Below are 23,694 nucleotides of genomic sequence, written 5' to 3'. Positions count from 1 at the left end.
CCCTGAACATGCAGATTCCCGGATTCGACATCGACAGCGAGATTGGCCAGGGCGCCATGGCCAGTGTCTACCTGGCCACCCAGCGCTCGCTGCAGCGCAAGGTGGCGCTGAAGGTAATGGCCGCAAGCCTTGCCGCCGACCCCATCTTCTGCGAACGCTTCCTGCGCGAAGGGCGCACCCTGGCGCGTCTGTCGCACCCGCACATCGCCACCATCCATGACATCGGCAATATCGGCGAGCTGTACTACATGGCCATGGAGTACCTGCCCAGCGGCACCCTGAAGGAGCGCATAGCCGCCGGGCTTTCGCCTGAGCAGGGCCTGCTCTACGTGCGGCAGATCGCCCAGGCGCTGGGCTATGCACACGCCCAGGGCTTGGTGCACCGCGATGTGAAACCGGCCAACATCCTGTTCCGCGCCGACGGCACGGCGGTGCTCTCGGACTTCGGTATCGCCAAGTCGCTGGATGACCGCACCCAGTTCACCCAGGCCGGGTTCGCCGTCGGCACCCCGAGCTACATGAGCCCGGAGCAGGCGCGCGGCATGGACATCGACGGCCGCGCCGACCTGTATGCGCTTGGCGTGGTGCTGTACGAGATCCTTGTCGGCGAGCTGCCCTACCGTGGTACCGATGCCTTGTCGACCGCACTGGCGCACCTGACCGAGCCGCTGCCGGAACTGCCGATCGAGCACGGGCGCTTTCAGAGCATCCTGCGCGGCTTGCTGGCCAAGGACCCCGAGCAGCGCTTTGCCGATGCTGCCGCGTTGCTGGCAGCACTCGACCGCTTGCCTGTCGATGACCAGGACAGCACAGTGATCCGGCCATTGCCGGTGGCGATGCCGGGCAAGGCTGAGCTGGGCGGACTGACGCCGGTATCCATCGATATCCCGCAGGCCGTAGCTGCGCCAGTCGCCAGCCCCGCGCCTGCACCCGAGCCGACCCGGCCGCAACCGAGCGCGCCAGCGCAAGCCGGCCCGGGCAAACCGGCCAAAGCGCTGCTGGCCGTGGCCATCGCCGCGGCGCTGGGCCTGGGGGTGACCTGGTTGTGGTGGCCGGCCGATAGCGACCAGCCGGCTGCGCCGCCGCCCGTGACGCAAGCCGCCAGCCAGGTGCAGACACCGGCCACGCCGCCACTCGCCGCCAGCGAGGATGGCCGGCCATTACTGATGCCCGGCAAGAAAACCCTGTTCCAGCGCGTGCTGAGCAAGCCCGAGGCGCAACTGCTGGCGCGGCCCGGCGACAGCGCGGGTGAACCCCTGCCGGCTTTTTCGGTGTTGTACGTGTACCAGCGCAAGGACATCGACGGCCAGCAGTGGCTGGAAGTTGGCACCTCCAGTGCCGGCCAGCGCGATGGCTGGTTGCCGGCGACCCAGGCCAGTGACTGGAAGCAGAGCCTGGTGCTCAAGTTCACCGAGCGTTCCGGCCGTTCACCGGTGATGTTCATGCGTCAGGCCGATGACCTGCAGCAGATGCTCGACGACAGCGGCAAGGCCCGCGCCGAGCTGCTCAAGGCGCAGCAGCAGCCGGAGCAGGCGCCGCAGGTGCTGGCGCTGGAGCCGGCCGCCAGCGCGGTGCCGCAGAACCAGTTCTACCTGATGCCGATCTTCGACTATCGCGAAAGCTTCGGTGCCGACGGTCAGCCGGTGCAGTTGCTCAACGTCGCCTCCATCGACCCCGGCAGCCGCGCGCGCAGCCAGCCGGCTACGGCTGCCGGCGCGGCGCTTATGGCGGACAACCGCTTCCGCACCGGCATCGTCCTGGTGGTCGATACGTCGGTGTCCATGCAGCCGTACATCGACCGGGTGCGCCAGGTGGTCAGCGAACTGCAGGCGCAACTGGCCGCGCGTGGCGAGCTGGACAATGTCAGCTTCGGCCTGGTGGGCTTTCGCAACAGCGTCAAGCGCACCCCCGGCCTGGATTACCTGAGCAAGACCCTGGTCAGCCTGGAGCAGGGCCGCGACCCGGCGCGCTTCCTCAAGGCCGCCGCGCAGGTCAAGGCCACCAGCGTTTCCAGCCATTCGTTCAATGAAGATGCCTTCGCCGGGGTGATGCAGGCCGTCGAGGGCATGGACTGGTCCGGCTACGGCGGGCGTATCGTGCTGCTGGTCAGCGATGCCGGCGCGCTGCGCAAGAACGACCCCTACAGCAGCACACAGATGAACGAGGCCGAGGTCCGCCAGGCTGCGCTGAGCAAGCAGATCAAGATCTATGCCCTGCACCTGCGCACGCCAGCCGGGGCGAACAACCATGGCGCAGCCGAAAGCCAGTACCGCGTGCTGACCGCCGACAGCAACCCGCAGATCGGCGACCTCTACGTGGGCGTGCCGGGCGGCGATGTCGGGGCCTTTGGCGAGCGCGTGCGCGAGATCGGCTCAACGTTCGCCGAGCTGGTGCACCAGGTGCGCCAGCAGCAGGCGCAGCCGCTGCCGCAACTGAACGCCGGGGCAACCCTGGCGGCCAAGACCCAGGCCATCGGCTATGCCATGCACATGGACTTCCTTGGCCGTGCCGGCGCCAGCCAGGCGCCGCAGCTGGTCAGCGCCTGGGTCGCCGACCGCGACCTGATCAACCCGGCATTGCCGAGCCTGCAAGTGTGCGTGATGCTGACCAAGCTGCAGCTCAACGACCTGCAGCAGTCGCTGAAGCTGATCGTCGATGCCGCGCGCAAGACCCGCAGCTCGCCAGGCGATTTCTTCAACGAAATCGCCAGCGCCAGTGCTTACATGAGCCGCGACCCGGGCGCGCTGCCCAAGGGCGCCAACCTGGCCCAGGGCGGGGTACTCGGCGAATACCTCGAAGGCCTGCCGTACCGCAGCAAGTCGCTGAGCATGACCGAAGACCTGTGGCTGTCGCTGTCGGTGGCCGAACAGGAGGACTTCATCGACGAGCTGGACTCGAAGATCCGCCTGTACGAAACCTTCCACAACGATATGGCCAACTGGGTGCGTTTCGGCAACGCCGAGCCCGGCGATGCCCTGTACCGTGTGCCGTTGTCGACGCTGCCGTGATGATCAGCCTGCACGGGGTGCGCAAGACGCGCGGGCAGGGCGCCCAGCGCTATAGCCTGCAGATTGACCAGCTGCAGCTGGCGGCGGGCGCGCGGGTGGCGCTGGTCGGCCCAAGCGGCTGCGGCAAGAGCACCTTGCTCGACCTGCTGGCGCTGGTGCTGGCGCCGGATGCCGCCGACGCTTTCGTCGTCGCCGGCAGCGACGTGGCCGGCCTGTGGCAGCAGGGCCGCCTGGACCGGTTGGCAGCGCTACGCAGCCGCCAGCTGGGCTACGTGCTGCAGGCTGGTGGGTTGCTCGGCTTTCTGGATGTGCGCGGCAATATCCGCCTGCCCCGGCAACTGCTGGGCCTAGCCGAGGACGGCAGCGTCGAGCGCCTGGCCGAAGCGCTGGATGTGCACGATCAGCTGGCCAAGAAGCCTGCCGCGTTGTCGCTAGGGCAACGCCAGCGAGTCAGCTGTGCCCGTGCCCTGGCGCATGCGCCCGCGTTGTTGTTGGCCGATGAACCTACCGCAGCGCTGGACCCGGTGAACGCCGAGCGGGTCATGCAGCTGCTGCTGCGCGAGGCCCAGGCACGCCAGGTGACCTGTGTGCTGGCCACCCATGACGAAGCATTGGCACGCCGGGCCGGGTTGAGCGTGCTGCGCATGGCCTGCCGCCGCGATGCCGACGGCGGCGTCACCGCCACACTGGGGCAGGCCTGCTGATGCGCGCGTGGCTGATCGCCGGCCTGGCCTGGCAGGACTACCGCAACGATGCGCGGCTGTCGGCGTGCAGCGTGCTGGCACTGGTCGCAGTGATCGCACCGTTGCTGGTGCTGTTCGGGCTCAAGTTTGGCCTGGTCGGCAGCCTGACCGAGCGCCTGCAACGCGACCCGACGGTGCGCGAGATCGTGCCGCTGGGCGGGGGGCGTTTCGGCGCCGATTTCATCCACGAACTGGCGCAGCGACCGGACGTTGCCTTTGCCATCGCCCGTACCCGGCAGATCGCCGCTACCGCCGAGCTGTTGCTGCCGGCACGCGGGCGTGCGGTGACCGTGGAGATGCTGCCGACCGCTGCCGGCGACCCGTTGTTGCAGCAGGTGACGCCGCCGCAGGGGCTGCAGCAGGTGGTATTGAGCTTTACCGCCGCTGAAAAGCTCGGTGCCACGGCCGGTGACGAGCTGCAGGCCAGCTTCAGCCGGCAGCAGGCCGGCCAGCTGCAATGGCGCCAGACCCGCCTGCAGGTGGCGGCGGTGCTGCCGCTGGCGGCGTTCGAGCGCGATGGCCTGTTCGCCTCTCTGGCCCTGCTCGAGGCGGTCGAGGACTACCGCGACGGGCGCGGCGTGCCGGCGCTGGGCTGGCCGGGCGAGGCCGCAGGCAACGATACCCGGCGGGTGTACCCGGCGTTTCGCCTGTATGCCCGGGGGTTGGCCGATGTCGAGCCGCTGCGCGCGTATTTCGCCGAACGCAAGTGGCTGGTATCGACCCAGGCGGCGCAGATCGCCCAGGTGCAGGCGCTCAGCCGCAACCTCGACCTGGTGTTCTGGATCATCACCAGCCTGGCTGTGGCCGGTGCCCTGGCTGCCGTCGCCGCTGGCGCCCTGGCGGCGGTACAGCGCAAGCAGCGCGAACTGGCGGTGCTGCGCCTGCTGGGGTTCGGCACGGCGGCGCTGCTGCTGTTCGTGGTGCTGCAGGCGCTGTACAGCAGCGTGCTGGCGGCGGCCGCAGCCGGCGGCCTGTACCTGCTGGCCGAGCAGGGCTTGAACCGAATATTCACGCAGGTGCCCGGCGAACACGCCAGCCACCTGTTGCCGATGCATTACCTCGTTGCGTTGTCTACGGTGCTGCTGGCCAGCACCGCCGCCGCTGCCTTGGGCGGCTGGCGGGTGACGCGCATCGATGCCAGTCAAGGAATCCGTGATGTCTGAACTTCGCGCTGGGGCTGCGGCCCTGCTGTTGACCACGCTGGGCCTGGCCGCCTGCTCACCAGGCGCCGAAGAGCAGCCTGCCAAGCCGCAGGCCACCGCTGCCAGCGCCCCGACACAGGCACAGGCACCGGCACCGGCAGTCGACACCAGCAAGCTGGACAACCCCAAGCCGTTGCCGGGTGACGTCAGCCTGCCGCTGCCGTGCGGCGGCGAGTTGGTGCTGCGCAGTGTCTATGTGCTGGCCCAGGGCAGCCTGGACGACCGCGAGGTCAACCTCGGCTACCCGTTCAGCGAGGGTGAGGCCGGCTACCAGCAGTCGTTCATTTCCGGCTACCGGCGTGACTTCATCAACGGCCAGTTCAGCCTGCACGACCTTTCCGCCGACTGGCAGAAAGCCGTCGCCCCGAGCCTACCCAGGCTCGACCAGACCGGCCCGCTCAAGCCGATGATGTATTTCATCGGTAAGTACGAGGTCAGCGCCCGTCAATACGCGCAGGTGATGGCCCAGGCGCAATCGCTGGCCAGCGGCGAGCCGGCGCCGGCCTGCCAGCCCGACACCACGGCGGCCGGGCGCCTGCCCAAGGTCAAGCTGTCGCGTTTCGAGGCCGAGCGCTTCGCTGCGGTGTACAGCGCCTGGCTGCTCAAGCATCACCGCGAGCTGCTGCCGGTCAGTGGCCGTGGCAGCAAGGCCGAGGACGGCGGGGTCGGCTTCGTGCGCCTGCCCACCGAAGTGGAGTGGGAGTTCGCTGCCCGGGGTGGCTCGGCGGTGAGCCGCCAGGAGCTGGAAGGGCGCCTGTTCCCGCGCAAGGTGCCGGGCAGTGACAGCGACGGGCCGCTGGCCGATTGGGCAGTGTTCAACCAAGTGGCCGGTGGCACCGGGCAGGCTGCCCGGCTGATGCCGATCGGCACCCGCCTGCCAAACCCGCTGGGGCTGTTCGATATGATCGGCAATGCTGCGGAAATGGTCCAGGAGTCGTTCCAGCTGGTGCATGGCGGCCGCCTGCAAGGCGCCTATGGCGGCTTCGTGGTCAAGGGCGGCAATTACCTGGAAGGCGAAGGGACCTTGTTCACCGGCATGCGCCGCGAGTACCCGCTGTTCGGCGCCGACGGTACCGAACAGCGCAACGAGACCACCGGCTTCCGGGTGGCCATCGGCGCTCTGTCGGCACCCCGTTCGCGCTACCAGGAACTGTTCGAGCAGTGGCAGAAACAAGGCCGCCTGACCAGCCTGACCGATGACATCGACGCCGCCCAGGACCCGACCAAGCGCCTGGACAGCCTCATCGCCGCCACCACCGACCCACGCCAACAAGCCGAGCTGGGCCTGGTCAACGAAGAGCTCAAGCGCAGCGTGTCGCTGATCGGCCGCCAGCGCGAGGAAGCTGCCGGCAACCTGATCCAGTCCGCCGCGCTGGTGGCCGAAACCATCAACAACTACAACATCCGCCTGACCAACCTGCGCAACACCCAGGCCGAGGCTCAGGCGCGCGGTGACCAGACCAGCGTGCGTATGTACGCCGCCGCCATCAGCAACGGCCGCGCCGCCCTCGATGGCGCGGTGGCGATCTACATCGACAACCTGGCCAGTGGCACGCGCTACACCGAGGCGGTGATCCAGGCGCAGTTCCAGCGGGTCAAGGAAGAACTCAACCGCAAGCCGGTCCTGGGCAACAGCCTGGTGAGCCGTGCGACCCTGTTCGTCCGCCACGTTGGGGAGTACCGCCAGAACCGGCGGGCCGACCCGGCGACGATCCTCAAGGAGCTCCTGGCATCGGCCGCGGCGCGGCCCTCGTAGTAGTGGCTTCTGCCTGACGTACCCGCGGTGGGCATGAGGCCCGCCGTTTTAACCAACCACGTGAGAAAGTGACATGCTCAAGACCCTCTTCACGGCTTCCCATGCCCGTTCCGCCCTGCTGCTCGCCGCAGGTTTCAGCACTGTCCTGGTCGCCGGCTGCTCCAGCTCGCCGGTGTCCAAGGTGGGTGCCACGACCAAGGTCGAGTACTACCCGAGCTGCTACGAGCCGGTGCAGCACCTGCGTTCCACCGACGGTGACATGACCCGCTCGGTGGCCAGCGGTGCGGTCATCGGCGCCCTCGGCGGTGCCTTGACCGGCGCCCTGATCGACGGCGACAACCGCGGTCGCAATGCCGCCATCGGTGCAGCAGGTGGTGCCCTGGTGGGTGGCGCCGCCGGCTACTACACCGAGCGCCAGAAGCAGATCAGCGACGACAAGCAGCGCATCGCCTCGTACGCCACCGACATTGACAAGAGCGCCGCCGACCTGGACCGCACTACGGCCTATGCCAAGGCTTCGCAAAGCTGCTACCAGCGTGAGTTCACCAGCCTGATCGCAGGCCGCAAGGCCAACCGCATCAACGACACCGAAGGGCGCAAGCGCCTGGCCGAGATCGTCTCGGGCCTGCAGGAGTCGAACAAGCTGCTGGCCACCGTCAATGGCCGCGTCGCGGAAAACCTCGACAGCTACACCCAGGCCTACGAGCAGGACCTCAAGCAGGTCGGCGTGGCGCGTACCGAAGTCGCCACCGTGGCCGCACCGGCCAAGACCACCGGCAAGAAGACCCAGGCCAAGAAGGTCAACAAGGCCGTGCCGCAAGAGGCCGTAGCCACCGAGAAGACCCTGCAGAAGGCCGCCACCAAGAAGGCCGAGGCCCAACAGGTGGCCAACGCTGGCGTGGACCAGGTCAACAAGATGTGCCGCAGCCCCGACATGGGTGACTGGGCGCCGGTACCGTGCCCGAACGTGTAATCCCACGCTGCGTTGCGCTCGCGCCGCTGCACCCGCAGCCCGTGTGCAGGTCGCCTGACCTGCCTGGGCCGCGGTTGCGCCGGCGCAGCGGCTTTTTGAAACTAGGAGAGTTGTTGTGACAGACCTGATGACCGACGTGCTCGGCGGCTACCGGCAGCAAATGGCACGCCAGCGGTTGTTGCTGACCCTCGACCAGCAGAAGCTATTCAGGGCCATTGATTCCGACCCGGGTATCGTTGGCGCGGGTGTTGTCTACATCGATGCCCAGTACAACGTGATCGTCCTGCGCGAATTCAAGCCGATCTGCAGCATCGCGCCCAAGCGCGTGATTTTGCAGGAGGCGCCACCTTACAAGTCACCTGAACAGTTCATGACCCAGCTGCAGACCGGCGCTCGTGAGCGCAAGGTGATGGCAGAGGCCGTGAACGCCAGTTTGAGTTGCCTGTCGGCCTACCTGGGTTGGGTCGTCATGTTCAGCGGCACCATTGCCGTACCTTTCACTGGCGGCGCCAGCATGGTGTTGACGGCGGTCGGTTATGCCGCCGCAGCGGCAGGGACCGGGCAGTGCATGATGGGCGGGTATCGGGTGTTCAACGAAGTGTTCGACCCTGGGCAGAACGACTGGCTCGACAGTAATGACACGGTCCAGACGGTAATGAGCATACTCGACGGCGTAGCGCTGGCCGGTGTGGGCGCATCGAGCCTGACCACCGTGCGTTTCCTGCAGGCACGCAAAGCGGCGACCGGCAAGGGCTGGAGAGAGCTGTTCCAGAGCCTGTCGCGGCAGCAGCGCAAGGCCCTGGCCGAGGAACTTCTGCAGATCAAGCACCCGTCGCTCACCGCCAAGCAGCTGAAGCTGAAGCAGGCGGCGGGTACCGCGATCAAGCGTTTCACCCCCACCCAAATCCAGCACGCCACGCATACCTTGATCAAGGACTCGATTGGCGGCTTGTCGGGTTTTGCCAGCAGTAGCTTCGTGCAGTCGGTTGCCGTGGGGCTTTATGAGGAAATTGACGAATGACCCATGGCCAGGAACTGCAAGCATTCCTTTCCCGTTATTTCGGCGTGTTCATTGCCGAGTTTTTCTTTTCCTGCATGGCGCTGGGCGGTACCGTCTCGCTGGTGTTCTCCACCTATATGCGCGGTTCAGACCCTGAACTCTCGGTGATGGTGCTGGCGGCAGCCGGTGTAGTGAGCGCCGCCTCGCATATCGCCATGGTGCGTGGCTTTGCCTGGGGCGTGCGCGGTGTGGTCGGCATCCTCGTGGTTGCCTTGCTCGCCGCATTGCCCAGCTACGGTTATCGCCCGCACATGGGGGGGTATATTTCCGTCCTGGTGTTCGGTTTGCTGGCTCTGCTGATCATCAACAGCCAGCGCTATCGGGACATGCGTGTTCGCCTGATGGAGTATCGGGACATCCGTAAATTCAACCGCCGGGTAGCGAAAGCCGGTAAATGACACCTTTGTGTTGATGTAACGAGGCTATCTGAATGAATCTGCGCCAAAAGCGTACCTGGCTTGGCGGTTTGCTGTTGCCCTTGCTCGCCGCCTGCAACGGGCACAAGGTCGAACGCGTCGTGGTGTATGAAAACGACGTCCATCACTGGCGCATCGAGCACGTGGTAGCGCACAACTGGCCTGCTGGGTCTCGCCAGTACTACGAGGTATTTCTCAAAGACCGCTTGCTGATCCTGCCCGCTAACACCTTCAACGACGTGCGCGACATCCGCGAGTTCATTGCCGCCGGCGGCTTCGATATCAGCAACTGGCGCAACGATACGGTCGTTGTGGCGTTCGAGAACGTGCAGGAGCGCAAGGGCGGCAACGAGCACTTTGTCCGCTCGCTGATGATCACCCCGACGCACCAGGAAGGGGAGGTGATACTGGCCGACATGACCACCCGCCAGCAGGTTGCCGTGCAGCGGGTGGAGCCGGATGGTGATCACTGACGTGGGTGACGGCTTGCGCTGCAACCATAAGGTGAACAGCGGACTGAGGGGGAGTGACACCGGTCTCTCTGGTGCCATTAGCGCTTCCATCTGCTTTCCACTTGCGTGGCCTGAGCGCTCGACCCACTCTGGGCGGATAACGGCACTGCCAGGGACACGGGTCCCTGTCAACTCATGGCTCACGATGGTTCAAATTGGAACCCGATCCTTCCTTGCCATTCGACGATACAACACAACCGTCGAGCACAGCGCACACAGTGCAGCAAATGCGACCCAGTAAGCAGGCGCTGCTTTGTCACCGGTTTCATGGATCAACCAAGTCGACATGACCGGTGTGAAACCGCCGAACAGAGCCGTAGCCAAACTGTAGGCTAGGGAAAAGCCCGCTACCTTCACTTCGACTGGCATGATTTCCGTGAGCGCCGGGATCATCGCACCGTTGTACATCGCATAGAGGAAGGAGAACCACAGCAGTACCTCAAGCATGTGCGCGAAGCTTGCCGCATGGGCCAGGTAAGACAGTGCCGGGTAAGCGGTGAACAAGGTGAGTACGGTCATGGCGATCAGGATTGGTTTACGACCGAAACGGTCGCTGAGCGTGCCGCCGATGGGTAGCCAGATAAAGTTGGACACGCCTACCAGAAGCGTCACCAGCAGCGCGTCGTTTGCGCTCAGGTTGAGCACAGTCTTACCAAAGGTCGGCGCGTACACGGTGATCAGGTAGAAAGCGCTGGTGGTCATGGCGACCATCAACATGCCCGCGATGACTACCGATGAGTTGCGGCCGAGGGTGGCGATCACTTGCTTCATGGTCGGGCGATGCTGACGCTTCTCGAACGCTTCGGTTTCTTGCAGGTTACGGCGCAGGAAGAAGATGAACGGGATGATCAGGCAGGCAGCGGCGAACGGAATTCGCCAGCCCCACTCGCTGATCTCGGCCGGCGCCAGGCTTTGGTTCAGCCCGTAACCCAACGCAGCGGCGACCACGATGGCGACCTGTTGGCTGCCGGATTGCCAGCTGGTATAGAACCCTTTGCGACCTGGTGTAGCCATTTCGGCTAGGTAGACCGACACGCCGCCCAATTCCGCACCGGCGGAGAAGCCTTGCAGCAAGCGGCCAAGTAGTACGAGTGCGGGTGCCCAATAGCCGATCGTGGCAAAGCCAGGGACCAGGACGATGAGCAGCGTGCCACTCGCCATGATTGACAGCGTGACGATAAGGCCTTTGCGGCGGCCCACATCGTCGATGTAAGCGCCCAGAATCACCGCCCCCAGTGGCCGCATGAGGAAACCGGCGCCGAACACCGCGAAGGTCATCATCAGCGAGGCGAATTCGCTGGAGGCTGGGAAGAAAGCTGAAGCGATTTGGGTGGCGTAGAAACCGAACAGGAAGAAGTCAAATTGTTCGAGGAAGTTACCAGATGTGACACGTAGAACCGCCGCGGCCTTGGACCGGGCGGGAGGCGAAGCGGGCATAGACGGTTCTCCAGCATAAATCTGTTCGTTTTTGAGCGGTCAAGCGCCTCGATTATGCTGGACACATCCTGAAATGCTTAATGAAACATTCTGATCACTGCAGCGCAGGGCGCACTCACGCGACACGACAGCTAACAGGCGCTTGTACCCATTCGCAAAGGTCATCGTTTGACGAAAGAACCGATTTTCAGCCGCAGATTTGTCAGATCACTGGTCTTTTTCCAGGCTCCGGCTGCTTCTCCACGCCGGTACAACCCGCGTTGGCACCAGATAACGTTTTTGTCGCCAGGCAACAGGTGAGCGACCTCCGCTACATCGGCCGTAGACTTTCCGCCTGCTGTAGCACGTGTCGGAGGTGCAGTGAAGGGTTCAGCGTTGACTGGATTTCAGTACAAAAGCTGAATAAGAAAATTTCAGAGGGATTGAGTGCACAATGAGCTCATCCGGGCCTTGTGCACTCAATCAACATCGCTTGTAGCAGGAGGGTTCAGTTTAGTGTTGGTTAAAAAACTTCAGCCGGAAGTGAAAACCTACGCGCTTGAGGATCAATCCCAGCTCAACGCCCCACCGGTCTGATACTCGATCACCCGCGTCTCGAAGAAGTTCTTCTCCTTCTTCAAGTCCATGATCTCGCTCATCCACGGGAACGGGTTGGTCGTGCCTGGGTACTCTTCCTTCAGGCCGATCTGCGTCAGGCGACGGTTGGCGATGAACTTGAGGTAGTCCTCCATCATCGCTGCGTTCATGCCCAATACCCCGCGTGGCATGGTGTCACGGGCGTATTCGATCTCCAGCTGGGTCCCTTGCAGGATCATCTGGGTGGCTTCTTCCTTCATCGCCGCATCCCACAGGTGCGGGTTTTCGATCTTGATCTGGTTGATCACGTCGATACCGAAGTTCAAGTGCATCGACTCGTCACGCAGGATGTACTGGAACTGCTCGGCCACGCCAGTCATCTTGTTGCGGCGGCCCATGGACAGGATCTGGGTGAAGCCGCAATAGAAGAAGATGCCTTCCAGCACGCAGTAGTAGGCGATCAGGTTGCGCAGCAGTTCCTTGTCAGTCTCGACGGTGCCGGTGTTGAATTCCGGATCGGAGATGGCGCGGGTGTACTTAAGGCCCCAGGCCGCTTTTTTCGCGACCGACGGGATCTCGTGGTACATGTTGAAGATCTCGCCTTCATCCATGCCCAGCGACTCGATGCAGTACTGGTAGGCGTGGGTGTGGATCGCCTCCTCGAAGGCCTGGCGCAGGATGTACTGGCGGCACTCGGGGTTGGTGATCAGGCGGTATACGGCCAGGGCCAGGTTGTTGGCAACCAGCGAGTCGGCCGTGGAGAAGAAGCCCAGGTTGCGCATGACGATGCGGCGCTCGTCCTCGGTCAGGCCGTCCTGGCTCTTCCACAGGGCGATGTCGGCGGTCATGTTGACCTCCTGCGGCATCCAGTGGTTGGCGCAGCCGTCGAGGTACTTCTGCCAGGCCCAGTCGTACTTGAACGGGACCAGCTGGTTGAGGTCGGCGCGGCAGTTGATCATGCGCTTCTCATCCACCGCCACACGGGCAGAGGAGCCTTCCAGCTCAGCCAGGCCTTCGGCAACGTCCAGGGCGTCCAGGGCCGCCTTGGCGCGCTTGACGGCCTCGGAGTCCGAGGCCGTGGCGGCGCGAGCTTCCAGGGCCGCGGCACCGCCGGCGCTGTCGAGCTTGTCGAGGGTGGCGGCGGCGTGTGCCTGCGCAGGGGTATTGCCTTTGGCGGCGACTTCGCCGTCATCTTCTTTATCGAATTCGTCCCAGCTCAGCATGGTGAGAGTCTCCTGCTCGAGGGCCATCTGTGGAGTATGGCCGGTAGATCTTGGTTGCGGTGCGGTGCACGCAAATCAGCGGTGCCCGTGGCGGGCTGGCCCCAGCGGCGAGGCTGCGGCTTTTGTATCGAGTAGCGGGGCGGCAGCGCCATACCCGCAGGCTTGCATACAGCTCTACAAAAAAGAGGCTTCCCGCAGGAAGCCTCGGCCTGGCCTTACTGGCAGGCTTCGCAGTCCGGCTCGTCGATCGCGCAGGCCTTGGGCACTGGCGCAGGGCCGGCTGCCTGGACCGGGGCGCTGTCGCCACCGCTGGACACGGCGTTAAGCTTGCCGGTGTTGATGGTCGACTTCTCGGTGCTGGTAGCGGCCAGGGCACGGAGGTAGTAGGTGGTTTTCAGACCACGGTACCAGGCCATGCGGTAGGTCACGTCCAGCTTCTTGCCCGAAGCACCGGCGATGTACAGGTTCAGCGATTGAGCCTGGTCGATCCACTTCTGACGACGGGAAGCGGCGTCGACGATCCACTTGGTTTCCACTTCGAAGGCCGTGGCGTACAGCTCCTTGAGCTCTTGTGGAATACGCTCGATCTGCTGTACCGAACCGTCGTAGTACTTCAGGTCGTTGATCATGACCGAGTCCCACAGGCCACGGGCCTTGAGGTCGCGAACCAGGTACGGGTTGATCACGGTGAACTCGCCCGACAGGTTCGATTTCACGTAAAGGTTCTGGTAGGTCGGCTCGATCGACTGCGACACGCCGGTGATGTTGGCGATGGTCGCGGTTGGCGCGATGGCCATGATGTTCGAGTTACGAATACCTTTCTGTACACGGGCACGGACCGGCGCCCAGTCCAGGGTTTCGTTCAGGTCGACGTCGATGTACTTCTGGCCACGGGCCTCGATCAGGATCTGTTGCGAGTCCAGCGGCAGGATGCCTTTGGACCACAGCGAGCCCTGGAACGTCTCGTAGGCACCGCGCTCATCGGCCAGGTCGCAGGAGGCCTGGATGGCGAAGTAGCTGACCGCTTCCATCGACTTGTCGGCGAATTCGACGGCAGCGTCGGAGCCGTAGGCGATGTGCTGCAGGTACAGCGCATCCTGGAAGCCCATGATGCCCAGGCCCACCGGACGGTGCTTGAGGTTCGAGTTACGCGCTTGCGGCACCGAGTAATAGTTGATGTCGATCACGTTGTCGAGCATGCGCACGGCCGTGTTGACGGTGCGTTGCAGTTTGGCGGTGTCCAGCTTGCCATCGACAATGTGGTTCGGCAGGTTGATCGAGCCCAGGTTGCAGACCGCGATCTCGTCCTTGTTGGTGTTCAAGGTGATCTCGGTGCACAGGTTCGAGCTGTGCACCACGCCCACGTGCTGCTGAGGCGAGCGCAGGTTGCACGGGTCCTTGAAGGTCAGCCACGGGTGGCCGGTCTCGAACAGCATCGAGAGCATCTTACGCCACAGGTCCTTGGCCTGGATGGTCTTGAACACCTTGATCTTGTTGTACTCGGTCAGGGCTTCGTAGTACTCGTAACGCTCTTCGAAGGCCTTGCCGGTCAGGTCGTGCAGGTCTGGCACTTCCGAGGGCGAGAACAGGGTCCACTTGCCGTCGTCGAAGACACGCTTCATGAACAGGTCAGGGATCCAGTTGGCAGTGTTCATGTCGTGGGTACGACGGCGATCATCACCGGTGTTCTTGCGCAGCTCGATGAATTCTTCGATGTCCAGGTGCCAGGTTTCCAGGTAGGCACACACAGCGCCCTTGCGCTTGCCGCCCTGGTTGACCGCAACAGCGGTGTCGTTCACGACTTTGAGGAACGGCACGACGCCCTGGGACTTGCCATTGGTGCCCTTGATGTAGGAGCCCAGTGCACGCACCGGCGTCCAGTCGTTGCCCAGGCCACCTGCGAATTTGGACAGCATGGCGTTGTCGTGGATCGCGTGGTAGATGCCCGACAGGTCGTCCGGGACGGTGGTCAGGTAGCAGCTCGACAGCTGCGGGCGCAGGGTGCCGGCGTTGAACAGGGTCGGGGTCGAGGCCATGTAGTCGAAGGACGACAACAGGTTGTAGAACTCGATCGCGCGCGCTTCCTTGTCCTTTTCTTCCAGTGCCAGGCCCATGGCCACACGCATGAAGAACACCTGTGGCAGCTCAAAGCGCACGCCATCCTTGTGGATGAAGTAGCGGTCGTACAGGGTTTGCAGGCCCAGGTAGGTGAACTGCTGGTCACGCTCGTGATCGATGGCCTTGCCCAGGCGCTCCAGGTCATAGGCTGCCAGTGCCGGGTTGAGCAGCTCGAACTCCACACCCTTGGCGACGTAGGCCGGCAGGGCCTTGGCATACAAGTCGGCCATTTCGTGGTGCGTGGCGCTGTCGGCAACGTTCAGGAAGGCCAGGCCTTCGGCGCGCAGGGTGTCCATCAGCAGGCGAGCGGTGACAAACGAGTAGTTCGGCTCACGCTCGACCAGGGTGCGCGCAGTCATCACCAGGGCGGTGTTGACGTCCTTGATGGCCACGCCGTCGTACAGGTTCTTCAGGGTTTCGCGCTGGATCAGGTCGCCATCGACTTCGGCCAGGCCTTCGCAGGCTTCGCTGATGATGGTGTTCAGGCGCGCCATGTCCAGCGGCGCCAGGCTGCCGTCGGCCAGGGTGATGCGAATGCTTGGGTGCGGCTCGACCACGGCGTCGGTGCTGACGCGGGTGGCGCGCTCCTTGGCGCGCTGCTCACGGTAGATGACGTAGTCACGGGCGACTTTCTGCTCGCCGGCGCGCATCAGGGCCAGTTCGACCTGGTCCTGGATTTCTTCGATGTGGATGGTGCCACCCGATGGCATGCGACGCTTGAACGTGGCCGAGACCTGCTCGGTCAGGCGCGCGACGGTGTCGTGAATGCGCGACGAAGCGGCGGCGGTACCGCCTTCAACTGCGAGAAACGCCTTGGTGATGGCCACGGTGATCTTGTCGTCGGTGTAAGGGACGACAGTACCGTTACGCTTGATCACGCGCAGTTGGCCAGGGGCAGTGGCGGCCAGATCCTGATTGGATTCGGCAACCTGCGGGGCCTTGGCCTGCGGGTTCTCGCGAGTCGTGTCGGTTTGCATGGGTGGGTGTCTCCACAGTTTCTATATTGATCAGGCGCCCAATTGGGCGCCCACCGTTCCGTCCACTTGCTCGATTGCCTGGCGGGGATGCGCAACGCAAGCGCATCCGTCCGCGCGGGCGTACCGACTTCGGGACAGACTCAGGAATAAGGGCAATGGCTTGCCGCTCCCTGGCCGAAGTCAAAAGTTCCGGGTTGCCGGAATCTGTTGCTGATGAGTGCCAGGCTCGCCTGGTGCACCCATGCCCGAACAAGGCCCTGGCAGGGCTTGCCTCGGTCGCCTCCGCAGGAGCGGTTTGGCTGCTGAAACCACCGTAAGTTCAGCCGAAAAATCCGATGATTTTGCGGGTTGACTTTTGTAAGTGATTTTGCACGAACCCCTATATCTAGTGGTTCGTCGCGATCGCGATACAAGATAATGCGGTATGGGGGTGTTTGCAAGGCGAGCGGCTGTGGATATCTTGTGGGTACTTTGTGAGTGAAACGTAAGTATTCGCTGTAGGCCTTGTGCCCACTGGTTTGAAGTATTTTTCTGCGTCTGCTTGCCGCTGGGCAGTTTTTTTCAGGGGCTGCCAACGCACTCGGATCTTTGTCCGCAGAATCATCCAGTGGGTTGGCTCGGCAGGGCGCTGGTCGTACTATCCAGGGAAAAACAGCACCAACAGGCCCTACGCCATGGATCCAACGCCACCGCGCATCCTCATTGTCGAAGACGATCAGCGTCTGGCCGAGCTGACCGCCGAATACCTGAGCGCCCAAGGGTACGCGGTCAGTGTCGAGGGCGATGGTGCGCGTGCAGCGCGACGCATCATCGATACCCAGCCGGACCTGGTCATGCTCGATGTGATGTTGCCGGGGGAAGATGGCATGAGCATCTGTCGCCGCGTGCGCAGCCGATACCCTGGGCCCATCCTGATGCTCACGGCACGCACCGACGAGCTGGATCAGGTGCAAGGGCTGGACATCGGCGCAGACGACTACGTGTGCAAGCCCGTACGCCCCCGGCTGTTGCTGGCGCGCATCCAGGCCCTGCTGCGTCGCAGCGAGGCGCCTGCGGGCAAGCGCCAGGACCTGACCTTCGGCGCGCTGCGCATCGACAGCCGGGTGCGTGAGGCGTGGCTCGGCGAGCGGCAGATCGAGCTTACGGGCGCCGAATTCGACCTGCTGTGGCTGCTGGCCAGCAACGCTGGCAAGGTACTGACCCGCGAACAGATATCCACGGCGCTGCGCGGTGTCGGCTATGACGGCCAGGACCGCTCCATCGACATACGCATTTCCCGCATCCGCCCTCGCATCGGCGACGACCCCATCCAACCCCGGTTGATCAAGACCCTGCGCAGCAAAGGCTATCTGTTTGTGGGCCAATGCCCGTGAACTCCATTTTCCTGCGCATTTACGGCGGCATGCTGGCGGTGCTGGTGCTGGTGGCGCTGCTGGGGGTGCTCAGCCTGCACCTGGTCAACGAAGTACGTGCCGCCCAGCATCGCGAGGGCCTGGCCCAAGGCACGTTCAGCCTCATGGCAGACAACCTGGCCTTGCAGAGCGACACCGAGCGCAAGCGTTCCCTGCTGCTGTGGGGGCGGCTGCTGGGGGTGCCGCTGCAATTGCAGCCCATGTCGGCCTTCGCCCTCGATGGCACACAACGCGCGCGCCTGTACCGCAGCCTCGTGGTGGTCGAGAAGACCGGCCCGCATGCGGCTCGGGTGTTGCGCAGGGTAGGGCAGCAGGACCTGCTGCTGGTCGCCCAGGTCAGGCAGATCAGCGAGCAACTGGCCCGCGCGACCCTCTACTTGCTGGCCGACGAGTTGGTGCGTTACCCGGTGACCGAACAGCAGCAGCGCCTGGAGCAGATCAAGCGCGACAAGGGCTTCGGGTTCGGGGTTGCCCTGCAGCGCATCGAGCGGGCCAGCCTGGATGACGATCAGCGGCGCCGGGTGGAGGAGGGTGACACGGTGATGGCGCTGGGCATGGATGGCGATTCCATACGCGTGTTCGCCGGGCTCTCCGGCTCGCCGTGGGTACTGGAGATCGGGCCCTTGCACCAGCTCAACCCTTACCCACCCCAGTTGCTGGTATTGATCACCCTGGTTGGGCTGAGCCTGATTGGCCTGGTGGTCTACCTGCTGGTGCGCCAACTGGAGCGGCGCGTGTCCGGCCTGGCGCTGGCCGCGGCGGGCATCGCCCAGGGCAGCCTGGACACACGCGTCCCCGCAGGCGATGCCGACTCGGTCGGGCGCCTGGCCGCTGCATTCAATGGCATGGCCGAGCACTTGCAGCGCTCGCTGTCCATGCAGCGCGAGCTGGTGCGTGCCGTGTCGCACGAGCTGCGCACCCCCGTGGCCCGCTTGCGCTTCGGTCTGGAAATGGTCGAAAGCGCCGCCACCGAGCAGGCCCGCGCCAAGCACCTTGCCGGCATGGACGGCGACATCCAGGACCTGGACAAGCTGGTCGACGAAATGCTCACCTACGCGCGCCTCGAGCAGGGCGCCCCGGCGCTGACATTCCAGCGTATCGACCTGGATGCCTTACTCGATCAGGTCATTGCCGAATTGGCTCCACTGCGCCGTGAGATACGCCTGCTGCGAGGCGATTGCCAGGGCGTCGAAGGCGAGACCTCCTGGGTCGAGGCAGAACCCCGCTACCTGCACCGCGCCGTGCAGAATCTGGTGAGCAATGCCCTGCGCCATGCCGAGCATGAGGTGCGCGTGCGCTACCAGCTAGGCCCGCAGGTCTGCCGTATCGATGTGGAAGATGACGGCCCAGGCATCCCGGAAGGGGTGTGGGACCGCATCTTCACGCCGTTCATGCGTCTGGACGACAGCCGGACCCGGGCCTCCGGTGGCCATGGCCTGGGTTTGTCGATCGTGCGCCGTATCATCTATTGGCACGCAGGCCGTGCCACGGTAGGCCATGGCAAGGCCCTGGGAGGCGCCTGTTTCAGCCTCGCCTGGCCGCGGCAACAGGCGCCGTTGTAGGCCTCAGGCGCTGACCAGGCTCAGCAAATGGCCGTCCTGCAGGCAGAATTGCCCCTGCAATTGATCGCCCTTGCGCCATTGGGCGGACAGGTCGGTGAGCAGGCGCAGCGTGGCCAGCCCTTCAGCGGACCATTCGAGCAGCTCGGCATGTTCGAAGTAAAAGCGCTGACCTGTGAGGGGGTAGAGCGTCTTGAACAGGCTTTCCTTCAGCGAGAAGGTCAGGGTCACGGCCAGGCCCAACTGCCGGTGGTCCAGGCGCTCCAGCTCCATCGGCGTGAGGATCTCGCCCATCAGGCGCTCGGCGCGCTCGTCATCGAGCAGCGCTTCCTGATCCAGCCCCAGCCCGCGACAGCTGCTTTGGGCGGCAACCACCGCCGCCGCCCAGCCTTTACCGTGGGTAATCGAGCCCCGGATACCGGCAGGCCAGATGGGGGAGCGGTCTTGGTGGGTGGTGGGCACGTAGTCCCGGCCATCCAACTGCTGCAATGCAGCACGCGCGCATACCCGTCCGGCGACATATTCAGCCTGGCGTTTGGCGACTGAACGTAGCAGGCCCGCACTGGGCACGATGCCAGCACGCGCGAAATCGTCCGGGGTAATGCTTGTGGGGTCGAAGGCGCAACTGACCAGCACCGCGCCAGGCAGGGGGCGGGGCAAGGGCCAGTGTTGCCGAAGCGAGGTACAGCAGGCAGGAAGGGTAGTCATGCGCGGTATTGTGCCAGCTGAGCAGGGGTTGCGGGAGGTGCAGGGCGATGCTGCCCGGCACATGGGCGAAGTTTTCAACGCAAGCATGAAAACGCGCCCAGTGTTGCCTACCTGTCACGGTGAGCGCTGGCATCCCATCATGGCTGCCCCGTGTGATCACTCATCGAACACTTGCTTGAAGAACGCCTGCATGTCTGCCCAGGAGCGGTCGTCGGCTGCCTTGTCATAACCGATGTCCGGGCCGCCGTGATTCCCATGGCTCAGTCGGTCGGCATCAGGGTTGGTGAACCCGTGCTTGGCCCCGTCGAGGCTGACGAAGCGGTAATTCACCTTCGCCGCGTCCATCTCTGCCTTGAAGGCCTGCACTTGTTCGGCCGTCACCATGCTATCTGCCGCGCCGTGCTCCACCAGAATCGCCGCCCTCACCACCCCAGGCTTTGCTGGAGTAGCGGTAGCCAGGGCGCCATGGAAACTCACCACCCCGTCAAGCTTCTCGCCGCGCCTGGCGGCATCGAGTACCACCTTGCCGCCAAAGCAGTACCCCACAGCGCCCAGGTCATGCTTGTTGGTGTTGGGCTGCAGCTTGAGCAACGCCAGCCCGGCGTCGAAACGCCTGGCAGCAGCCTTGGGGTCCTTGAGTGCTGCCGCCATGAACGCCTGGGCGTCTTGAGGGTGCTCGGTGTGCTTGCCGTCACCGTACATATCGATAGCCAGGGCGTTGTAACCCAGCGCTGCCAAGTCCCGGGCGCGCCGTTTGGCATAGTCATTGAGCCCCCACCACTCATGCACCACCACGATGCCAGGCCGCTTGCCGGTGACGGCGTCGTCATAGGCGTAATAGCCCACCAGCCGGTTGCCGTCGGCATCCTGATAGGGAATCTCGCGGGTCTGTACCGCCGCCTGGGCGAAGGCGGCGGTACACATCAAGGTCAAGGCCAGCAAGGCGCGCATGGTGACTACTCCTGGATTGCGATCGGTTCGTTCAGTCAATGTTCAGCAGGGGTTCAGTCGAGGTTCAGTGTGCCCTGCTTACTCTAGCTTCCAGACCTCAACAGCGCACTCGACTGGAGTAACCTCACCATGAAAACATTCAACACCCTGCTTGCCGCCGTAGCCGTCTGCGCCGCTGGCATGACCAGCGCCCAGGCGGCCGACGAAAACTTCGCCAGCCTCACCTACGGCCAGACCAGCGACAAGGTTCGCAAGTCAGGCCTGCTGCAGCGCAACACCGACCACCTCAACACCGACGGCGTGATCGCCAAGGACGGTACCTGGGGCGTGCGCCTGGGCCGTATCAATGACCAAGGTCGCTACTACATGACCTACGACAACGTCTCCGGTGACCACAGCGGCTTGAAACTTCGCCAGGAAAACCTGCTGGGCAGCTATGACCTGTTCCTGCCCGTAGGCGATACCACCAAGCTGTTCGGCGGCGGTACCCTGGGCATGACCAAGCTGTCCCAGGAATCGCCAGGCCTGAGCCGCGACACCGACTACGGTTACGCCTACGGCCTGCAGGCAGGCGTCATCCAGGACATTACCGACAAGGCCTCGGTCGAACTGGGCTACCGTTACCTGCGCACCAATGCCGCCACCGAAGTCAGCCCCCACGGCGCGCCGAAGGCCGGTACATTGCGCCTGAGCAGCAGCGCGCAGACCTATCTGGCGGCTTCCTACAAGTTCTGACCTGCCCGTCGCGTTATCCTGTAGCGACCCGGGTCTGGCAAGCCAGCTCCAACCAGTGCCATGCTGGGCCATCGGGCCGGTAGGCGCACGCGGTGGGGCTGGCTTGTCAGCATTGGGCACCGTACAGGCACATCCATCAAGGAGCTGCACATGAAACTGCTGGTGGTCGAGGACGAAGCCTTGCTTCGCCATCACCTCTATACCCGCCTGGGGGAAAGTGGCCACGTGGTCGAGGCGGTCGCCAATGCCGAGGAGGCGTTGTACCAGGCCGAGCAGTACCACTTCGACCTGGCAGTGGTCGACCTGGGGCTGCCGGGCATCAGTGGTCTGGAGCTGATCACGCGCCTGCGCAACCAGGCCAAGACCTTCCCCATCCTCATCCTCACTGCCCGCGGCAACTGGCAGGACAAGGTCGAAGGGCTGGCCGCTGGCGCCGACGACTACCTGGTCAAGCCGTTCCAGTTCGAAGAACTGGAGGCGCGCCTCAATGCGCTGCTGCGCCGCTCCAGCGGCTTTACCCAGTCAACCATCGCCGCCGGCCCGTTGGTCCTGGACCTCAATCGCAAGCAGGCCACGCTCGACGAGCAGCCACTGGGCCTGACCGCCTATGAATACCGCATCCTTGAGTACCTGATGCGTCATCACCAGCAGGTGGTGGCCAAGGATCGCCTGATGGAGCAGCTCTACCCTGGCGATGAAGAGCGTGATCCGAACGTCATCGAAGTGCTCATCGGGCGCTTGCGGCGCAAGCTCGAAGGCGAATGCGGCTTCAAGCCCATCGATACCGTGCGCGGGCTTGGCTACCTGTTCACCGAGCGCTGCCGATGATTCGATCCCTGCGCGTGCGCCTGATGCTGGCCGCTGCCGTGTTGGCGGTGCTGTTCATGCTGGCGCTGCTGCCAGCCTTGCAGAAAGCCTTCAGCCTTGCCTTGCAGGAATCGATCGAGCAACGCCTAGCCTCGGACGTGACTACACTGATCTCGGCGGCGCGTATCGAAAACGGGCAGCTGCAGATGCCGGCGCTGTTGCCTGACGAGCGCTTCAACCTGCCCTATACCGGCCTGCTGGGGTACATCTTCGACCGCAGTGGCCACCTGGTCTGGCAGTCCCGGGCCACGGCAGCGCAGAACATCAACTACCAGCCTCGCTACGATGGCCGCGGAAACGAGTTCGCCCGCATCCACCAGGCCAACGGTGAGGAATTCTTCGTCTATGACGTCGAGATAAAGCTGCTGGGCGGCAAGAGTGCTGCCTTCAGCATCGTGGCCCTGCAGCCAGTACGCGACTACCAGCGCACCCTCGACGGCCTGCGTGAAAAACTCTACCTGGGCTTCGGCGCTGCCTTGCTGGCACTGCTGGCGCTGCTCTGGGCAGGGTTGACCTGGGGGTTGCGCTCGCTGCGCCGGCTCAGCCGCGAGCTCGACGATCTGGAATCCGGCGCGCGGGACGGCCTGAGTACCCAGCACCCCCGCGAACTGCTGCGCCTGACCGGTTCGCTGAACCGCCTGCTGCAAAGCGAGCGCGAGCAACGCCAGCGTTACCGGGACTCGCTGGACGACCTGGCGCACAGCCTGAAGACGCCCTTGGCCGTGTTGCAGGGGGTGGGCGAAAGCCTGCAGCAGCACAACGGCGAGCGCGAGCAGGCCAGGGTCCTGCAGAGCCAGATCGAACGCATGAGCCAGCAGATCGACTATCAACTGCAACGCGCCAGCCTGCGCAAGAGCGGCCTGGTGCGCCATAGCGTGGTGCTACGCCCCTTGCTCGACAGCCTGTGCAGCACGCTGGCCAAGGTCTATCGCGACAAGCACGTGGAGGTGACCTTGCAGGTGCCAGACCAGGCACGGGTGCCCGTGGAGCAGGGCGCATTGCTCGAACTGCTGGGTAACCTTCTGGAAAACGCCTACCGCCTGAGCCTGGGCCAGATAAGGGTAAGCCTGTTCAGAGAAGCCGGACGGCTGACCCTGTGTATCGAAGATGACGGCCCAGGCGTGCCCGCCGATCAGCGCCAGCGCATTCTGGAGCGCGGCGAGCGGCTGGACAGCCAGCACCCGGGGCAAGGCATTGGCCTGGCTGTGGTGAAGGACATCATCGACAGCTACGATGCCGAACTGAGCCTCGATGACTCGACGCTTGGTGGCGCCGCCTTCCGTATCACCTTCAATCTGGAATGAGCCCAGGCGGTTTTCCGCCATCTGGGCCGCTCCAGTTCCGCCAGCGGGCGGAAACCCGCCACCCTTGCTCAGGTTTCGCCCCGCCGTTGGGCATGGAAAGCCAGCAATAGCCCAGCCTGCACCCGGTTTGGGCATTTTGGCATCACCCTTGCTATCG

Annotated in this window: 18 protein-coding genes; 13 read left to right on the top strand and 5 right to left on the bottom strand. The window is 64.2% G+C overall.

Annotated features, from left to right (window positions below; genetic code table 11):
• Positions 1-2 precede the first annotated feature (2 nt).
• The 8 genes from ACF8R3_RS12330 (at position 3) to ACF8R3_RS12295 (ending at position 9,631) form a co-directional block, all read left to right on the top strand.
• On the top strand, positions 3-3,008 hold the full coding sequence (locus tag ACF8R3_RS12330; protein ID WP_392515675.1) for a serine/threonine-protein kinase: 3,006 nt from the start codon (positions 3-5) through the stop codon (positions 3,006-3,008).
• Positions 3,008-3,712 (top strand): ATP-binding cassette domain-containing protein, encoded by a 705-nt coding sequence (locus ACF8R3_RS12325; protein WP_196135269.1) that lies wholly within the window; start codon positions 3,008-3,010, stop codon positions 3,710-3,712. Before ACF8R3_RS12330 ends, ACF8R3_RS12325 begins: the two co-directional genes overlap by 1 nt.
• Positions 3,712-4,914 (top strand): FtsX-like permease family protein, encoded by a 1,203-nt coding sequence (locus tag ACF8R3_RS12320; protein WP_197844552.1) that lies wholly within the window; start codon positions 3,712-3,714, stop codon positions 4,912-4,914. Before ACF8R3_RS12325 ends, ACF8R3_RS12320 begins: the two co-directional genes overlap by 1 nt.
• Complete coding sequence (locus ACF8R3_RS12315; RefSeq protein WP_197844551.1) at positions 4,907-6,709, top strand: SUMF1/EgtB/PvdO family nonheme iron enzyme; 1,803 nt, start codon at positions 4,907-4,909, stop codon at positions 6,707-6,709. Before ACF8R3_RS12320 ends, ACF8R3_RS12315 begins: the two co-directional genes overlap by 8 nt.
• 73 nt (positions 6,710-6,782) lie before the next feature.
• A complete protein-coding gene (tagQ, locus tag ACF8R3_RS12310; protein WP_196142241.1) occupies positions 6,783-7,682 on the top strand; it encodes a type VI secretion system-associated lipoprotein TagQ in 900 nt (299 codons plus the stop codon).
• A 127-nt stretch (positions 7,683-7,809) separates the two neighbouring features.
• Complete coding sequence (locus ACF8R3_RS12305; RefSeq protein WP_078479393.1) at positions 7,810-8,703, top strand: NAD synthetase; 894 nt, start codon at positions 7,810-7,812, stop codon at positions 8,701-8,703.
• Positions 8,700-9,140: a hypothetical protein gene (locus tag ACF8R3_RS12300; protein ID WP_058638522.1), complete on the top strand. Its 441-nt coding sequence runs from the start codon at positions 8,700-8,702 to the stop codon at positions 9,138-9,140. Before ACF8R3_RS12305 ends, ACF8R3_RS12300 begins: the two co-directional genes overlap by 4 nt.
• Before the next feature lie 32 nt (positions 9,141-9,172).
• Positions 9,173-9,631, top strand: coding sequence for a hypothetical protein (locus ACF8R3_RS12295; RefSeq protein ID WP_392515665.1), 459 nt, complete (start codon positions 9,173-9,175; stop codon positions 9,629-9,631).
• A 189-nt stretch (positions 9,632-9,820) separates the two neighbouring features.
• Here ACF8R3_RS12295 and ACF8R3_RS12290 read toward each other — a convergent pair whose 3' ends face one another.
• The 3 genes from ACF8R3_RS12290 to ACF8R3_RS12280 form a co-directional block, all read right to left on the bottom strand.
• Positions 9,821-11,107 carry an MFS transporter gene (locus ACF8R3_RS12290; RefSeq protein WP_058638520.1) on the bottom strand — a complete coding sequence of 429 codons (1,287 nt, stop codon included), beginning with the start codon at positions 11,105-11,107 and terminating at the stop codon, positions 9,821-9,823.
• A gap of 545 nt (positions 11,108-11,652) precedes the next feature.
• On the bottom strand, positions 11,653-12,906 hold the full coding sequence (locus ACF8R3_RS12285; protein WP_023536270.1) for a ribonucleotide-diphosphate reductase subunit beta: 1,254 nt from the start codon (positions 12,904-12,906) through the stop codon (positions 11,653-11,655).
• Between the two features lie 215 nt (positions 12,907-13,121).
• Positions 13,122-16,001 carry a ribonucleoside-diphosphate reductase subunit alpha gene (locus ACF8R3_RS12280; RefSeq protein WP_027914193.1) on the bottom strand — a complete coding sequence of 960 codons (2,880 nt, stop codon included), beginning with the start codon at positions 15,999-16,001 and terminating at the stop codon, positions 13,122-13,124.
• Between the two features lie 674 nt (positions 16,002-16,675).
• Between ACF8R3_RS12280 and ACF8R3_RS12275 the strand changes: the two genes are divergently transcribed.
• Positions 16,676-17,374 (top strand): response regulator transcription factor, encoded by a 699-nt coding sequence (locus ACF8R3_RS12275; RefSeq protein WP_058638519.1) that lies wholly within the window; start codon positions 16,676-16,678, stop codon positions 17,372-17,374.
• A gap of 29 nt (positions 17,375-17,403) precedes the next feature.
• Complete coding sequence (locus ACF8R3_RS12270) at positions 17,404-18,975, top strand: ATP-binding protein (protein WP_182139888.1); 1,572 nt, start codon at positions 17,404-17,406, stop codon at positions 18,973-18,975.
• A gap of 3 nt (positions 18,976-18,978) precedes the next feature.
• Here the strand turns inward: ACF8R3_RS12270 and ACF8R3_RS12265 are convergent, their stop codons facing one another.
• Complete coding sequence (locus ACF8R3_RS12265) at positions 18,979-19,680, bottom strand: 4'-phosphopantetheinyl transferase (RefSeq protein WP_058638517.1); 702 nt, start codon at positions 19,678-19,680, stop codon at positions 18,979-18,981.
• Positions 19,681-19,836: 156 nt separating this feature from the next.
• Entirely contained in the window at positions 19,837-20,631 is a 795-nt protein-coding gene (locus ACF8R3_RS12260) for a dienelactone hydrolase family protein (RefSeq protein ID WP_196186218.1), read from the bottom strand.
• 129 nt (positions 20,632-20,760) lie between these two features.
• On the opposite strand from ACF8R3_RS12260, the gene ACF8R3_RS12255 reads away from it, so the two are divergent.
• From ACF8R3_RS12255 to ACF8R3_RS12245, 3 genes are all read left to right on the top strand, one after another.
• Positions 20,761-21,366: an outer membrane beta-barrel protein gene (locus tag ACF8R3_RS12255; protein ID WP_023536250.1), complete on the top strand. Its 606-nt coding sequence runs from the start codon at positions 20,761-20,763 to the stop codon at positions 21,364-21,366.
• 150 nt (positions 21,367-21,516) lie between these two features.
• A complete protein-coding gene (locus tag ACF8R3_RS12250; protein WP_023536231.1) occupies positions 21,517-22,194 on the top strand; it encodes a response regulator in 678 nt (225 codons plus the stop codon).
• Positions 22,191-23,537, top strand: a complete 1,347-nt coding sequence (locus ACF8R3_RS12245; RefSeq protein WP_058638515.1) for an ATP-binding protein — start codon at positions 22,191-22,193, stop codon at positions 23,535-23,537. The genes ACF8R3_RS12250 and ACF8R3_RS12245 overlap by 4 nt, the downstream gene beginning before the upstream one ends.
• Positions 23,538-23,694 lie beyond the last annotated feature (157 nt).

This window comes from Pseudomonas sp. FYR_7, from assembly GCF_043106155.1.
Lineage (GTDB): Bacteria > Pseudomonadota > Gammaproteobacteria > Pseudomonadales > Pseudomonadaceae > Aquipseudomonas > Aquipseudomonas parafulva_B.
This window is presented reverse-complemented; position numbering and strand designations above follow the sequence as displayed.